Origin of the sequence: Rhizobium indigoferae (assembly GCF_034554815.1) — a bacterium.
Taxonomy (GTDB): Bacteria; Pseudomonadota; Alphaproteobacteria; order Rhizobiales; family Rhizobiaceae; genus Rhizobium; species Rhizobium leguminosarum.
In genome coordinates, this window is the sequence record NZ_CP140637.1 from 492,383 (window position 1) to 507,663 (window position 15,281).

At 60.7% G+C, this 15,281-nt stretch carries 15 protein-coding genes and 1 pseudogene; 5 read left to right on the forward strand and 11 right to left on the reverse strand.

The window, feature by feature from the left end:
• The first annotated feature begins 4 nt into the window (after positions 1 to 4).
• From U5G49_RS28820 to U5G49_RS28830, 3 genes are read left to right on the forward strand one after another with little or no spacing between them, the layout of a single operon-like run.
• Positions 5 to 940 carry an ABC transporter permease gene (locus U5G49_RS28820; protein ID WP_131605062.1) on the forward strand — a complete coding sequence of 312 codons (936 nt, stop codon included), beginning with the start codon at positions 5 to 7 and terminating at the stop codon, positions 938 to 940.
• Positions 937 to 1,791: an ABC transporter ATP-binding protein gene (locus tag U5G49_RS28825; RefSeq protein WP_193442865.1), complete on the forward strand. Its 855-nt coding sequence runs from the start codon at positions 937 to 939 to the stop codon at positions 1,789 to 1,791. The genes U5G49_RS28820 and U5G49_RS28825 overlap by 4 nt, the downstream gene beginning before the upstream one ends.
• Positions 1,788 to 2,531: an ABC transporter ATP-binding protein gene (locus tag U5G49_RS28830; protein ID WP_193442863.1), complete on the forward strand. Its 744-nt coding sequence runs from the start codon at positions 1,788 to 1,790 to the stop codon at positions 2,529 to 2,531. The genes U5G49_RS28825 and U5G49_RS28830 overlap by 4 nt, the downstream gene beginning before the upstream one ends.
• A 45-nt stretch (positions 2,532 to 2,576) precedes the next feature.
• Here U5G49_RS28830 and U5G49_RS28835 read toward each other — a convergent pair whose 3' ends face one another.
• On the reverse strand, positions 2,577 to 3,422 hold the full coding sequence (locus U5G49_RS28835; protein WP_193442861.1) for an alpha/beta fold hydrolase: 846 nt from the start codon (positions 3,420 to 3,422) through the stop codon (positions 2,577 to 2,579).
• Positions 3,423 to 3,735: 313 nt separating this feature from the next.
• Between U5G49_RS28835 and U5G49_RS28840 the strand changes: the two are divergent.
• Together U5G49_RS28840 and U5G49_RS28845 are read left to right on the forward strand one after the other, a co-directional pair.
• A pseudogene (locus U5G49_RS28840) lies at positions 3,736 to 4,311 on the forward strand (AAA family ATPase); the annotation flags it as partial.
• 64 nt (positions 4,312 to 4,375) lie between these two features.
• Positions 4,376 to 4,984 carry a class I SAM-dependent methyltransferase gene (locus U5G49_RS28845; protein ID WP_193442859.1) on the forward strand — a complete coding sequence of 203 codons (609 nt, stop codon included), beginning with the start codon at positions 4,376 to 4,378 and terminating at the stop codon, positions 4,982 to 4,984.
• Between the two features lie 84 nt (positions 4,985 to 5,068).
• Here the strand turns inward: U5G49_RS28845 and U5G49_RS28850 are convergent, their stop codons facing one another.
• The 10 genes from U5G49_RS28850 to U5G49_RS28895 form a co-directional block, all read right to left on the reverse strand.
• The gene (locus U5G49_RS28850) at positions 5,069 to 5,959 is read right to left on the reverse strand and encodes a ribokinase (RefSeq protein WP_193442857.1); all 891 of its coding nucleotides are present in this window, start codon (positions 5,957 to 5,959) and stop codon (positions 5,069 to 5,071) included.
• On the reverse strand, positions 5,956 to 6,831 hold the full coding sequence (locus U5G49_RS28855; protein ID WP_018245818.1) for a MurR/RpiR family transcriptional regulator: 876 nt from the start codon (positions 6,829 to 6,831) through the stop codon (positions 5,956 to 5,958). Before U5G49_RS28855 ends, U5G49_RS28850 begins: the two co-directional genes overlap by 4 nt.
• Complete coding sequence (locus U5G49_RS28860; protein ID WP_193442854.1) at positions 6,828 to 7,802, reverse strand: ABC transporter permease; 975 nt, start codon at positions 7,800 to 7,802, stop codon at positions 6,828 to 6,830. The genes U5G49_RS28855 and U5G49_RS28860 overlap by 4 nt, the downstream gene beginning before the upstream one ends.
• 17 nt (positions 7,803 to 7,819) lie before the next feature.
• A complete protein-coding gene (locus U5G49_RS28865) occupies positions 7,820 to 9,346 on the reverse strand; it encodes a sugar ABC transporter ATP-binding protein (protein ID WP_193442852.1) in 1,527 nt (508 codons plus the stop codon).
• A 61-nt stretch (positions 9,347 to 9,407) separates the two neighbouring features.
• The gene (locus U5G49_RS28870; RefSeq protein ID WP_193442849.1) at positions 9,408 to 10,472 is read right to left on the reverse strand and encodes a sugar ABC transporter substrate-binding protein; all 1,065 of its coding nucleotides are present in this window, start codon (positions 10,470 to 10,472) and stop codon (positions 9,408 to 9,410) included.
• 93 nt (positions 10,473 to 10,565) lie between these two features.
• Positions 10,566 to 11,537, reverse strand: a complete 972-nt coding sequence (locus U5G49_RS28875; RefSeq protein ID WP_018245822.1) for a sugar phosphate isomerase/epimerase family protein — start codon at positions 11,535 to 11,537, stop codon at positions 10,566 to 10,568.
• Between the two features lie 249 nt (positions 11,538 to 11,786).
• Positions 11,787 to 12,707 (reverse strand): ribokinase, encoded by a 921-nt coding sequence (rbsK, locus tag U5G49_RS28880; protein ID WP_193442847.1) that lies wholly within the window; start codon positions 12,705 to 12,707, stop codon positions 11,787 to 11,789.
• A gap of 10 nt (positions 12,708 to 12,717) precedes the next feature.
• Complete coding sequence (locus U5G49_RS28885) at positions 12,718 to 13,173, reverse strand: RbsD/FucU family protein (protein ID WP_047620625.1); 456 nt, start codon at positions 13,171 to 13,173, stop codon at positions 12,718 to 12,720.
• A 22-nt stretch (positions 13,174 to 13,195) separates the two neighbouring features.
• Positions 13,196 to 14,119: a carbohydrate ABC transporter permease gene (locus U5G49_RS28890; protein WP_018245825.1), complete on the reverse strand. Its 924-nt coding sequence runs from the start codon at positions 14,117 to 14,119 to the stop codon at positions 13,196 to 13,198.
• Positions 14,120 to 14,129: 10 nt separating this feature from the next.
• On the reverse strand, positions 14,130 to 15,239 hold the full coding sequence (locus tag U5G49_RS28895; RefSeq protein WP_018516602.1) for a carbohydrate ABC transporter permease: 1,110 nt from the start codon (positions 15,237 to 15,239) through the stop codon (positions 14,130 to 14,132).
• Positions 15,240 to 15,281 lie beyond the last annotated feature (42 nt).

Consider the following 15,281-nt stretch of genomic DNA (forward strand, 5'->3'; position numbering starts at 1 on the left):
CGCCATGACGATCTCCTCTGAGCACGCAGACAGCGTTAACACCGGCGGCCTTCGCAACTGGCTGCTGGCACCGGAGCCTCGAGGCTGGTTCCAGTCATCGGCGCAGCAAATTCATCAGGGCTGGCGGAAATTCAGCCTGCACCCGCTTGGACTGGCCGGATTAGCCATCATCCTACTGCTGATCGTCGTGGCGCTGGCCGCCCCTCTGTTGACGAGCTACGATCCGATCGTTCAGGACATGGCTGGACGGCTTGCCCCGCCATCGGCGAGCCATTGGCTCGGCACCGACAATTTCGGCCGCGACGTCTTTTCCCGCGTGATCTATGGCGCCCGCACCACGCTCTACATCATCATGCTCGTCACGGTCATCGTCGCCCCGCTCGGCCTGCTGATCGGTACTGTCTCAGGTTATTTCGGCGGCATCGTCGATGAAATTCTGATGCGCGTCACCGATATTTTTCTCTCCTTCCCCGGCCTCGTGCTGGCGCTGGGTTTTGCCGCAGCGCTCGGTCCGGGCATCACCAATGCGATCATCGCGATTTCACTGACGGCCTGGCCGCCGATCGCGCGCCTGGCGCGGGCCGAGACGCTCAGCCTGCGCAAGGCGGACTACATCGCCGCCGTGCGCCTGCAGGGCGCAACATCGATCGCAATCATCACGCGCCACATCCTGCCGATGTGCATTCCCTCAGTGATCGTCCGCGTCACCCTCAACATGGCCGGCATCATCATCACTGCCGCCGGCCTCGGTTTTCTCGGCCTCGGCGCTCAGCCGCCGTGGCCGGAATGGGGTTCGATGGCCGCCAGCGGACGTGAATTCATGCTCGACAGCCCCTGGGTCATCGCAGCACCCGGCATTGCCATCGCGCTCGTCAGCCTCGCCTTCAACCTCGTCGGCGATGCGCTTCGCGATGTTCTCGATCCCCGAGGTTCAGAATGACGGACTTGATCGATATCCAGAACCTCGAAATCGCCTTCGGCGGCGGACAGGTGCGGGCCGTGCGCGGCGTCAGCTTTTCGCTTGGACAGGAAAAGCTCGGGATCGTCGGTGAATCCGGCTCGGGGAAGTCGACTGTCGGCCGCGCGATCATGAAGCTGCTGCCACCGACCGCGATCGTCAATGCCGAGCGGATGCGCTTTCGCGACGTCGATCTGCTCAAGGCGACCGAAAAAACGATGATGACGATCAGGGGCCGGCGGATCGGCCTGATCCTGCAGGACCCGAAATATTCGCTCAATCCCGTCATGCGGATTGGCGAACAGATTGCCGAGACCTACCGCTTCCATCATCCGAGGACGAGCAGGGCAAAGACCTGGCAGCAGGCGCTCGATATGCTCGAGGCCGTTCAGATCCGCGATCCGGAGCGTGTGGCCCGCCTTTATCCGCACGAAATCTCGGGCGGGATGGGCCAGCGGGCGATGATCGCCATGATGCTGATTGCCGAACCCGAAGTGCTGATCGCCGACGAACCGACGTCAGCGCTCGATGTGACGGTGAGGCTCGAAATTCTCGCCCTGCTCGACGAGCTCGTCTTGCGCCGCAATCTCGGGCTGATCTTCATCAGTCACGATCTCAATCTCATCAGGAATTTCTGCGATCGCGTTCTCATCATGTATGCAGGGCGGGTCGTGGAAGTGCTCGAGGCGCGCGATCTCGACAAGGCCCGACACCCCTATACGCAAGGGTTGCTGGCATCCTTGCCGACGATCGAAGATCCGCCTGCCCGGCTGCCGATCCTGAAACGAGATCCGGCCTGGCTTGAAGAATTCGTATTGGAGCCGTCGCGGTGATTAAAATCGACAATCTTACGGTCCGTTTCGGGCCTGGGCAGCGGCCTGTCGTCCGAGACGTAAGCTTCGCCATCGAAAAGGGAACTGCTTTCGGCCTGGTCGGCGAGTCCGGCTGCGGGAAGTCCACTGTCCTGAGGGCGCTTTCCGGCCTCAACGCCAACTATGACGGCCGGATCGAGCTCCACGGCGAGACGTTAAATCAGCAGCGCAGCCGGCCTTTCTTCCGCCGGGTGCAGATGGTGTTCCAGGATCCCTACGGATCCCTCCATCCCCGCAAGACCATCCGCTCGCAGCTGAAAGAACCGCTGCGCAACCAGGGGCAGGATACGAATTCGGTCGACATGAACGCGGTCCTGAGATCGGTTGGCCTCGACCCGGCGCTGAGCTACAGATTTCCGCACCAGCTGTCTGGAGGCCAGCGGCAGCGCGTGGCGATCGCCCGTGCGCTGATGCTGGATCCGGATGTACTGCTTCTCGACGAACCGACATCGGCGCTCGACGTGTCCGTTCAGGCCGAAATCCTCAATCTCCTCCAGGATCTGCGCACCAATCGCGGTCTGACCTATCTGCTCGTCAGCCATGATCTCGCCGTCGTCTCGCACATGTGCAGCCGAGTCGCCATCATGGAAGCGGGCGAGATCGTCGAACAGGTCGATGTCGGCGCCTTGCGAAAAGGTGCGGTTGAACACCCCTATTCGCAACGCCTGCTGCGCGCGAGCAGGATGTACGGAAGGGCGTAGCCGTGGCTCGGCACGGGGCCCTGCCTGCTTTTTGACGCCATCAAGCTACCGACCGCAATGTGCGTCGATAGCAGAAATGATTTCTTGCCAATCTTCGGGATGCATTTCGTGGCCGCCACCTTCGAGCCGAACGAGCTTCGCTCCCTTGACGGTTCGTGCCAACAATTCGCCGTGCTCAACAGGGTAAATCGGATCGGCCGTTCCGTGTATGACAAGGAGGGGCGCGATCAGCTCACCCAGTTTTCCCCTCAAGGTCTGGCCGCCCTTGAGCATGAAATGATTGGTGGCGCTGACGAAGTTCTTGGCCCGTTTGACGTCACGTTCAACAAAGGCGCGCGCCCGCCCTTCGTCGTAAGGATGCGCCGAACCGGCGATCATCTGGGTATCCTTGACGAGGAATTCGATCACCTGGGCATTGTCTGTCCAATCGACGTTCTCACCCGTCGATGCGTGCTCCATGTAGGCGTCGGTGGTATGGGGCAGAGCACTGGTATCAACGCCCACCGGCGTGGTGGAGATCAGCGTTAGCGTCTTGACGCGCTTCGGATTTGAGAGTGCGGCGATCTGGGCGATCGTGCCACCCAACGACATTCCAATCAGATTGGCGCCGTCGATGCCGTAGCCATCGAGTACCCTGATGGCGTCCTCAGCCATGTCGTCCATTGCATAGGGCGGTTCGCCCGGCGGGTAGATCGTCGAGCGGCCGGTGTCTCGATTGTCGTGGCGGATGACATAAAACCCGTGATCAGCAAGTTTTTGGCAGAAGTCGTCCGGCCACCACAACATTGAAGCCATGGCGCCCATGATGAGCAGGATCGGCTCATGCGCCGGATTGCCGAAAGCCTGAGTGGCAATCTCGACGTTATCAAACTTGATCATACGTTCAGTCACTTGGGGGCATCCTTTATTGGGTTGGATGAAGCAGCGAAAGTCTTCGTATCTGCAGGCTTCCACGCGAAGGTCACTCGACGTCCGCATATTCCCCAACCTGTGGCTAAGGTGGGTGGTGCCGCATCGGGCATTTTGAGTATGGCGGGCCCCAAAAACCATTTTGGCTGCATAAGGTGATCCAGTCAGATCCAGGTCAGGGTTCCGGGGACTGAACATCACCGGTGCTTGGGATCTCCACATCGCCACTCTGTTACGTCGGGATGACTATGTCTTCATCTCTGCTAATCTCGAAATTCAGGTATCGGAGCATCTTGTGTGGACATCCCTCAGAAGGTCTCGGTTTTCAGGCCGTGCAGTAGAACTCGATTCGATGGAATCCGCTTTCCGAGATGTTTCTGGCGGGCGGCAACGTTCCTTTCTTCTCGGGGCAGAAGCAGGCGGGGGCAAAACCCGGCTGGTTGAAGAGTTTGCCAACCGATTGTCCGGCCGTGCCCTGATTCTGAAAGGCGGGTGCATTGAGCAGCGGGAATCTGCGTTGCCCTATGCACCTGTAACGGCAGTGCTGCATGAGCTTGTTCAGCTTCGCGGCGGGCCTGCGGCCAAGTCGCTTGTCGGCGCCGAGGGTGCGCGCGAGCTGGCCTGGCTTCTTCCCGAATTCGGCGAGACCTCTCAAAGGTTCGATGCTGGCATCGCAAGAGCGCGGCTGTTCGAGGTGCTGCGAAAGTTGTTCGAGGAGCTGGCACGAGAGATGCCGCTCGTCGTGGTCATCGAGGATATTCACTGGGCCGACCAGGCGACATGCGATCTGCTTCGCTTCCTCGCGACGCGGCTGAAGAAAATTCGGATCATGCTGATCGTCACCTATCGACCCGAGGAGACCAGCGCCACCTTAGGCCGATGATGGTTTGAGACGCCCCGAGCGGCGTCCAGGATGCAAACCATTCGGAGGTCAAATGCACATCTCTTCCGCCACCTTGGCCAACACCCAGCGCACGATCGATTCTTATGAAGGTTGCGCCGATGAATATAGTCGCATCGTTGATCCGTTTCCCTCGCCAAGCCTCGAGGCGCCACTGCGCCAGGTCGCTACCGCCGCCGGCAAGGGCGGCCAGATCCTTGAGATCGGGTCTGGGGCCGGATGGGATGCGGATTTCCTGGAGACACAGGGCGTTTCGGTAAGGCGAACCGATGCCACGCGGCGGTTTTTGGAACTGCAGGCGGCGCGCGGCAAGGAGGGCGAGCTCCTCAATGTCATCACCGACGACCTCGGCGGCCCCTATGACGCCGTGGTCGCTCTCTGTGTCCTCATACATGTGCCGCGTGACCAGACCGGCCCAGTCCTCGAAAAGATCGTCGCTGCGCTACGCCCGGGAGGCGTCTTCCTGGTGTCGATGCGGGATGGGGACGGAGAGACGAGCGGCGCCTACCATATGTCCTACTGGTGCCGGGACGATTTCGCGCTGTGCATCCAGGGGGCGGGCCTGGCTCTTGAATGGGACGCATACAGGGTGAACCGTGACGGCGATGGGTGGCACACGTTTTACGCTCGGAGACCAGAGTGACGCGATTTCGTACCGTGCGCTATGCGGGGCCCGACAGGCTGTAACGATGATTGTTGCGCCATCAACGAAGGTGCCTGCCGGACTTCATCTCAGGCGATTCTTTTCGGGTGTACTAACCAGTCGTGCAGCCTCGATATTTGCCTTCTGAAGCGCGGCGTTCATCGTCTTCCCGGATGCGATTTCCGCAGCAAGGACGCCGATGAACTCGTCTCCGGCCCCGTGTGTGCTCTCAACCTCAACCTTGACTGCTGCAACGGCGATCTCTTCTCCGCTGCGATTTGCGTAGGCGACACCCGATCCCCCGGCGGTCACCACCACTTCGGGGAAGATCTTCACAAGCTTCCTGGCGGCCTCCAGAGCGCCGTCAAGTGTTTCAACAACGGGAACGCCTGCCAGCATTTCGGCTTCGATGGCATTGACGACGATGATGTCGATCAGGTGTTGCAGATCGTTCGACAGAATGCGTGCCGGGGCTGCATTGATCAGCACGCGCCCGCCTGCCTGCTTCACGGCCTTTGCCGCCGCAACGTTGGCGGCATCGGGAATCTCGTTTTGCAGGACGAGAATTGTTGTTCTGCTGAGCAGATCTCGAGCTGCCGAGACATCGTGGTCGCCAAGCGTCAGGTTGCTTCCCGACACGATAACCGCACCATAGTCGCCTTCGGCATCGAAAATCGCGACACTCATGCCGGTTGACTGCGATGCATCACGTCGGACGAATGTATGATCGACATTTTTGCGAGCGAGATTTGCGATCAGAAAATCCCCGAAGTCATCACCAGCAACCGCCCCGATCATGAAGGTGGCGCCCCCGGTACGGGCAGCCGAAACCGCCTGATTGCCGCCCTTGCCGCCGCTTTTCGGATGCCAGGATGTCCCCGTCACTGTCTCGCCCTTTCGGGGCCGGGCCGGTCCGAAGACGGCGATATCGTAGTGAAGGCTGCCGAAGACGGTGACAACAGGCGAAAATGTCATGGGAGGCGATCTTTTCGTTTGGACGTGACGGCGGACATGGTGCGTTCAAGATTGCGTTCGGCTGCCTGATAGTCACGCTGGGCGACGGCCACGAAGATGGCATCAAGGATGTTGAGTTGGGCGATGCGCGCTGCGGCATTTTCCCCCATCAGCGGTGAACCTTGTGCGGTGGAACACAGAACCACGTCTGCGGACTGGGCGAGAGCCGAGGAATCGTAGTTGGTGATTGCAATGGTGCGCGCGCCGTTCCTGCGCGCGAGCTGGATTGCCTCGATCACAGCGATCGTGTTGCCCGAATGGGAAAAGCCAATGGCGATATCGCCATCCACCAGCAACGAGGCCGACATCAGCATCATGTGGGAATCGTCGAAGACGCTGGCGCGCACGCCGATGCGAAGAAACTTGTGCGCCACATCCCGTGCGATCTGCGCCGAGCCGCCGACACCGTAAAAGTCGCGGTTTCTCGCCTGGTGGATCAGATCCGCTGCCCTGTCGAATGCTTCCATATCGAGAATGGCAAGCGTTTCCTCAAGGGCGTGGATCGAGGTGCGAAACACTTTCTGGACGATTTCAAGCGACGTATCCTCGACGGACAGTTCCTGATGCATCTCTGCCGTTGGCTGGCGGTTATACTGGCTGACGGCGGAGCGGAAGTCACGGAAACCGGAGAAGCCGAGCTTCTTGGTGATCTTGACCACCATGGCTTCGGAAACGCCGGCGTTCTCCGCGATCTGCTTGAGCGACGTCTCGTCACTGAAATCGCGCATGGCGAAAACGGTATCGACGACCTTTGCTTCGAGCGGCGTCAAGAGCGGCATCATCATGCGGATGCGTGGCCCGACGGCCTTCATGTCGAAGCTTTCAGCGTTCATCCCCGTCCCCTTGTCGCGCGATCGATCATCATGGCGACGAGGATTATAAGGCCGGTGGCGAGCAGTTGATAGAAGGCTTGAACGTTCATCAGCGTCAAACCGTTACGCATCGCACCAAGGATGATGGCGCCGAGGATCGTGCCGAGAATGCTTCCCTTGCCACCCATCAGCGAAGCGCCGCCGATGGCCGCAGCCGCAATCGCGTCCAGTTCCCATAGGTTGCCGAGGATAGGCTCGGCCCCGAGACGCCCGATCAAGATCAGCGAAGCGAGTGCTGCCAGCCCCCCGGAAATGACATAGGCCGTGATCTTGGTGCGCGCAATCGGAACGCCGGCCACATAGGCTGCCTCTTCATTGCCACCGACCGCCATCAGATATTCGCCGATCGGTGTCTTCTTGAGCAGGATCCAGGCGGCAATCGCAACGGCAGCGACGATAATGACTGGCGTCGGAATGCCGAAGAGATTGCCGTTGAAGAGTGAGCGGAAGCCCGTGGGAATGCCGAGAACAGGATTGCCGCCGGTATAAATGAGCGCGATGGCCCGGTAAGTGCTGAGCGTCCCGAGCGTGACGATGAACGGCTGCAGGCCGACATAGGCGACAAGCGCGCCGTTGATGAAGCCGCAGACGACGCCGACGCCGAGACCGGTGAAGATCGCCAGCGGTATCGGCGTGCCGGTCAGAAGAAGGGTCGCGGTGATGACGGCGGAGATTGCGGCCGTCGGACCAACGGATAAATCGATGCCGCCCGAGATGATCACCAGCGTCATGCCGAGCGCAAGGCACGCATTGATGCTCGACTGCTGGAGGATATTGATGAGGTTTCGTTCGGAGACGAAGCCAGGAACGAGCGCGGCAAACACGGCCATGATGATAATGAGCCCGATCAGGGTTCCGGCATCGCGGAGCGAAAACGAGAAGCGGCGAAAGACCGGTGCGGGCTTAACGGATGCAGTCGAAGAACTGGTCATTGGGTGTCCTGTCTGGTTCACGCGGAGCTCGCAGTGCGGGCGACGGTGGCGCCGGGGTTGGCCCCGGGAATGGCATGCGCGACGATCGCGCTTTCGCTCAGCTGGTCGCGTGGAATGTCCGCAGCGATCGAACCTTCCCGCATGACCAGCACGCGGTCCGAGAGCCGGATAACCTCCGGCAGTTCAGAGGAGACGACGATGATCGAATGGCCTTCGCGGGCAAGATCCTCGATCAGATGATAGATCTCGGACTTGGCGCCGACATCGATACCTCGGGTGGGCTCGTCGAACAGCAAGATCTGCGACTTGGCCGCTAGCCAACGGGCAATGATCGCCTTCTGCTGATTGCCGCCGCTGAAAAGGCGAATGGGGCGATCCAGTTGAAACGGCCGCAGATTGACGCGCTTCAACAAATCTTGTGCGGCCGCACGGAGCTTGCCCGTGTTGATCATGCCGCCCGACGAAAAGCTGGAAAGCGAAGCGAGCGCCATGTTGGTACTGACTGGACGTAGGGGAATGATCCCTTCCCGCTTGCGTTCTTCCGGCACGAGACCGATGCCGGCGGCGATCGCATCGCGCGGGGAGGCGAAGCGCACGGCGTTGCCGTCGATGGCGATCGACCCGTCGCTCAGGCGGTCAGCGCCGGCCAGAAGCCGCAGCAGCTCCGTGCGACCGGAGCCCACGAGCCCGGCAATGCCAAGCACTTCACCCTTGTGCAGCGTGAACGACACATCGCGGATCTTGGTTGCGGATGACAGGTTCTTGGCCTCGAGCTTGACCGTATCGGTGACGAAGGAATTGTGTTCCTCCTGCATCAGCTCGCGACCGACCATCATCGCGATCACGTCCTTTTCCGAGGCACTCTTGAGATCGACCATGCCGACGAGCTTGCCATCGCGCATGACGCTGGCGCGCTGGCAGATGCGGAAGACCTCGTCCATCTTGTGGGAGACATAGATGATCGAGACCCCACTCGCCGAAAGGCTGGCGATCACCTCTGCCAGACGGTCGAACTCGCTCGGCGTCAGGCTCGACGTCGGCTCGTCCATGGCGATGACCTTCGCCTTGTCGAGCAGCGCGCGACCGATCTCGACGATCTGGCGTTGCGCGACCTTGAGGGAGGAGATCGGCGCTGAAGGATCAATAGTCCTGTCGATCAGCGAGAGGGCTTGCGCCGCGCGGCTCTCCTGCTCACGGCGGGAGACGAAAAGACCACCCAGGCGGGTCAGCGGATGACCGAGAAACATGTTCTGGGCGACGCTCAAATGCGGCACCTGCTGCAATTCCTGGTGAATCATGGCGACGCCCACACTGCGGGCATCTATCGGCCTTTTGAGGATCAGGGCCTGACCATCGACAAAGACCGTTCCGGAGGTCGGGCGGAACACGCCGGAGAGGATTCGCAGAAGTGTGGATTTGCCGGCGCCGTTTTCGCCTAGAAGTCCGTGGATCTCGCCGGCAGCAACATCGAACGACACGTCGGCCAGGGCGTTCACCCCGGGGAAGCTCTTGGAGATCGTCTCGAATCTCAGTCGCGGCACCATCACTCCACCTCCTTCAACACATCGGGATGCCGGCCTTGACGGCCGGCATCTTTGACCTTCGTTACTTGGCTGCCTTGGCATCTTCCATCAGCACCGCCCGGACATCGACGCCCGCACCCTGGTAGCGGCTGAGATTGTCGGCGGTGATGAGGGCCTGCGGGGTCGCCAACACGCGTGGCAGCCTCTGGCCGGCAACCAGGCGCAGCGCGGCCTCGAGCGCCACTTCGCCGGTCAGGACCGGGAAGCTGTCGACCGTGCCGGTCAGTTCGCCGGCCTTGATCGAAGCGTAGGCGTCAGAGATGCCGTCGGTGCCGAAAACAGCGACCTTGCCCTGGAGGCCTGCGGCTTTCACGGCCTCGACGATGCCGAGCGCCATGCCGTCATTGTTGGCATAGAAGCCGACCAGGTCGGGATGTTGGTTAAGGATGTTGGTCGCAGCATCGTAGGACGTCTGACGATCCCAATTTCCCGGAACGCTGGCGACGACTTCGAACTTGCCGCCTTCGCTGATTGTCGATTTGAAACCGTCGGTGCGTTGCACCGCCGCATAGACGCCGGCTTGACCTTCAATGATGGCGACCTTACCGCCCTCGGGACGATGCTCGATGAACCATTTGGCCACGCGCACGCCGTTGTCGCGCTGGACGTTGCCGACATAATGCTCGGCCTGCGGAATGACGGCATCGTTGACGTTGACGACCGGAATATTGGCCGCCTTGGCCTGCTCGATGACCGGCTGCAGGTTGGCGTCCGTCTGCGGAGAGACGAGCAAGACGTTATAGCCCTGCGTGATCATGCCCTCGGCGATGGTCAGCTGGCCGAGCTGGTCACCCTCGCTCTGGGCAGCCTGATAAATGACGGGAACGTTGACCTTCTTGCCGAGGGCCGCGTAGCCTTCGCCCAGCGAGCGCCAGTATTCGTTCGTCAGTGTCTTGGAAACGGCACCGGCCTTCGTGCCTTCGGGCAGCTTGGGCAGCGCGCCAAGCTTTGTCTCGAGCTGCGACCAGTCCATACGGTCCTTTTCGGTATCGGAATTGAGGGGCGCGAGTTCCTGCGCGACGGCCGCGCCGAACAGGAGGCTGGCGGCAATGCCGGCAGCAAGGGTCGTCTTCAAAAAGGTCGTCATCGGTTCCTCCCGGATAGGGTCGATCGGCACGCCTCCGGCATGCCTTGGGTTCAAGGGTCGTAGAAATTCAGGGTATGTTGACGGTCAGGCAGTTCAGCCGAGCATGAGTTCCTGGACAACCGCCTGCGCAGAGACTGCATCCTGTCGGTCAATCGCCCCGGAGAGACGATTGTCCTGCTCGAGGCGATCCACCACCGTCAGCATCCGCTTGACGGTCTGGATGTTCACCTCGCATTCGTGGACCGGATCGAGACCGGTCATATCGGGGAACGTGTCGAAATAGATCGCGCCGTCATAACCGTCCTTGCGGATCTGGCGTAGCAGCTCGATCGTCTGCTGGGTATGCACCGCGCCGACCATCAGACCGTCGTCGCGTTTGGCATAGCCGTCATTGAGATGAACACCCAGAACGCGGCTGTAGCGGGCAATGAGAGCTGCGGCAAATGCCGGCTGCTCGTCGGCATAGAGCACATGGGCAAAGTCCAGCGTGACGCCGAGATTGGGCATATCGACATCCTTGATCGCCAGGAGCGTGGTCGCGCAGTCGGGCATCAGGCTGTAGGAGCGTGGCTCGTTCGGCTTGTATTCGATGCTGATCTCGCAGTCGGGATCATGCATGCAAACTTCACGAATTCCGTCTATTTCGTGTTGCCAAAGCGTATGGTAGTCCGCCTGGAAGGCATAATCGAAACCATCCTGTCCAAGCCAGATCGTCATCAGCTTGCTGCCGGCGGCGCGGGCCGAGTCGATGCCCTTCTTCGTGAGATCGATCGCTTCGCGGCGAACTGCCGGATCGGGGTTGGTGAAAGCGCCGATTTTGAAGGCCGGATTGGTATAATAGCGCATGGCGAAGCCGTTGATGGCTAGGCCGAGATCACCGATCTGACGCGCCAGGACGGCCGGATCGTCGGCCACATGGTCAGGATAATTGAGATCGAGATCGGTTAGACCATCGACCTTGGCAGCGCGCGTCGCCATTTGCAGGACGGTCGGCTTGCCGGAAAGCTCCGGCCATTCGGCCGTTGGCTTCGAGGCAAAAGAATTAAGGCGGGTGGCGAATTTCAATTGGGTCACGGCTTTGGCTCACTTCAGTCGCTATGCACACTACTTCACAGGATAATTTAGATTTGTAAAGTTATAAGTGTTGTGCAATGCGTCAATTCGTTGTGGGCCGCATCGGAGATATCTGCTTCCGCCCTTGCCTCCCTCGCCAAAGCACCGGCGTGCGGAAACCCGCCGCCGGTATTGACAGCCTTGGCTGGATGGAATTCGAAAGGGCCCCAAATGGGTCGCCTGTACGGCAGGATGTCGGCGTCAGCCGGCCATTGCGGCCTCGATCTCGGCAAGCGAGGGCATGGCAGGGGCCGTCCCGCGTCTCGTCACGGCGATGCCGGCAGTGGCGCAGCCGAAGCGGACAGCATCGAGCGGCGGCGCGCCTCGCGCAAGTGCTGCTGCAAAGCCGCCGACGAAGGCATCGCCGGCGCCGGTCGTATCGATGACCGGGCCGCAGGAGACGGCTGGCACATGAGCCGACTGCCCGGCATTGTGAAACAACACGCCGCGGGCGCCGAGCGTGATGACCGCCGCACCCACTCCCTGCGCCAAAAACACGTCAGCTGCGCGTTTCGCATCGTCCAGCGTTTCGATCGGAAAGCCGACCAGGGCCGCGGCTTCTGTCTCGTTCGGGATGATATAGTCGCAGAGCCGGTAGATCTCCGCTGGAAAGGCGCCCGCGGGTGCGGGGTTGAAAATCGTGGTGACACCGGCCTTCCTTGCAATATCAAGCGCCCGATGGGCCGCGGGTGCAGGCTGTTCCAGTTGGGTGATGAACACTGCGGATTGCTCGATCGTCTCGCGCGCTCCCTCGACATCCTCGATGCCGATCGTGCCGGCTGCCCCGGCATAGACGATGATAGCGTTGTCGCCGGTGCGGTCGTTGACATAGATGAAAGCGGCCCCTGTCGGCTTGTCGTCCATGACGATCAGCTTCGCCGTCACGCCGGCCTGCTCATAGGTCTTGAGCGCCAGATCGCCGAATGTGTCGCGACCAATCTTCGAAATGAAGGACACGTCAGCTCCGGCACGCGCGGCAGCCACCGCCTGATTGGATCCCTTGCCGCCAGGGCCAACAGAAAAGCCGCTGCCGGCGATGGTTTCGCCCAGGGCCGGCATGCGCGGCGCGAGATAGGCGGTGTCGGCGACAAAAATGCCGAGAATGGAAATTCCGGTTCTCATGGCTGACACCTCACACGCCTGCAGGTGGGATGACGCCCTTGGTGAACAGGAAGCAGCCATAGAACCGCGTCTCGCCGGTCGAGATTACACAATAGGCCTTCTTGGCGAGATCGTAGAAGGCGAAGCGCTCGATGCCGTACATGGGCGAAGGTTTGCCTTCCGCCCGGTCGATCTCCGCCTGCACCTCGCTTTGCACCGCCGGCATCTCCCCCGGCGCACCCATGACTTCCATGCGGCCGGCGGAATTCTGGAGCGGTGTGTCGAGTGGCAGCACAGAGAGGATCGCACGGATCGCCTGCGGTGCCGAGAGATTGGCCATGCTGAGCGGCCTACCGATCACCGTCTGGCGGGCCACACTGTCGCTCGGGAAATTGGTATCGGACACAACAAGCGTGTCCCCATGCCCCATGGAGCGCAAGGCGTGCAGCACGTCTGCATTGAGCGCCGGGTCAAGATTTTTGAGCATTAGAAATGTCCTCCTCGTGCCTCTATTTAACGGCGCCTGCCGTCAGGCCCTTCACAATGTAGCGCTCCAGGAAAATGCCGACGAGCACCAGCGGCATGATCGCCGCCGTGGCGATGGCGGCCATTGACCACCAGTTAATCCCCTGCGACCCCGTCTGGCTTGCCACCATCACCGGCAGCGTTTTTGCATTCGAACTCGTCAGCAGTGCCGCAAAGAAATATTCGTTCCAGCAAAGAATGACCGAAAGGATGAAAGCTGCCACCATGCCGGGCAGTGCGATCGGCAGGACGATCCGTAGGAAAGCGCCCCAGATCGAGCAGCCGTCAACCAGTGCCGCCTGTTCCAGCTCGACCGGGATGGTGTCGAACTGGTCGCGCATAATCCATATCACGATCGGCAGCACCATCAGCGTGTAGATAAGAATGAGGCCGATCAGCGTATCGAGCAGCATCAGGTGTTTGTAGAGAACCAGGAACGGCATAGCGAGCACGACCGGCGGCAGGATCAACTGCGACAGGAAGAAGAAGGAAATGTCCTTGTTCGCCATCCAAAGGAATTTATAGGAGAACCGGCTGAGCCCATAGGCCGCCAGCGATCCGATGAGCACCGCCAGGAACGACGCCCCCGCTGACGCCACGATGCTGTTGAGAAAGCGACGGATGAACTCGTCGCGCACAGTCGATGGCGCCAAGATCGTATCCGGCGAGAGGCCGAGCGAGCGCCAGCCCTTCCAGTCCGGCGTAAAGTCCACGAACGGGATCAGATGCCCCTGCGTCACGTTGACCGCTGTCTTGAACGAGGTCGTGATCGTCCAGTAGATCGGAAAGAGCGAGATGAAGGCCCAGAAGACCAGAGCCGCATAGATCAGCAGGCTGTTGGTCAGGAATTGCGGGCGCCGCGACCAGAGGCTCCCCGGCCTATCGGATGTTTCAGCGATGATCGCCATGGGCTTCGCCTCAATTTTCACGTTGCATCCATCGGCTCGCCCCTTTCAGGATGAGCGCGACGAAGATGATGATGATGACGAGATAGAATTCCGCAAGCATGGTGCCGTAGCCGACATTGGAACGGTCACGATATTCGCGGAAGATGAAGCTCGACACGGTATCCGTCGCCCCGCCCGGTCCGCCAGCGGTGACGTTGATGACGATATCGGCGAGCTTCAGCTGGAAGATGATGCGCAGGATGATCACCGTCATGCTGACCGGAAGCATCAGCGGAAAGGTGATCTCCTTGAAACTCTGCCAGCCTGACGCTCCATCCACTTTCGCCGCCTCCTTGATTTCGGAAGGAAGCGCCTGAAGGCCGGCGAGCAGCAGGATCATCATGAACGGGATCGACACCCAGGCATCCATGGCCATGATCGAGGTTCGCGCGAGCCACGGCGTCGAGAAGAATGCCGGATTGTCCCAGCCAAGATGGCGCGCAAGGGTCGCCGCCGGGCCGAACCGGTATTCCATGAGTGATTTTCCAATCATCCAGCTGACAGCTACCGGGCTCAGCATCAGCGGCAGGAGAAAGGCAACACGGAAGAATTTGCGCGCCTTGATCTCGGCGTTGAGCAGCAGCGCCAGCCCGAAGGCAATGACATATTGAACGAGGACCGAAAGAACATAATAGACCATGTTCAGCAGCGCGTTCCAGAAATACCGGTCCGCGAACAAAGTGCGTAGATTGTCGAGCCCGTTGAAGCGTCGGCCGGCCGCCGCGCTCAGGTTCCAATCCGTGAAAGCGATATAAAGCCCGAAGACGGTCGGGAAAACCACCATGGCGACGGTGAAGAGCACGGCAGGAAGCACGAAAACCGCGCGCTGCCCCGCCTCACCGCGGATCATCACCTGGCTCGCACACAGTGCCACCGCCCAGACGATATAGGCAAACAGCAGCGGTCGCCAGCTGACGAGGCCGAGCGCCGTGACCCCGCTCGCATCGAGGATCTGGAGAATGAGGACGGCGAACAACAAGATGGTCGCAGCGAAGAGCAGCAGCCGACCGCGCCTGGCGGCGGCGCGCTGGACCGTCGCGCCCTCCACAGGGCTGACGGCTGGGGTAATCGTATGCGACATAGGCAAGACCCTTGAGGCAGAAAGGCGTGCGGAACCGGGCAA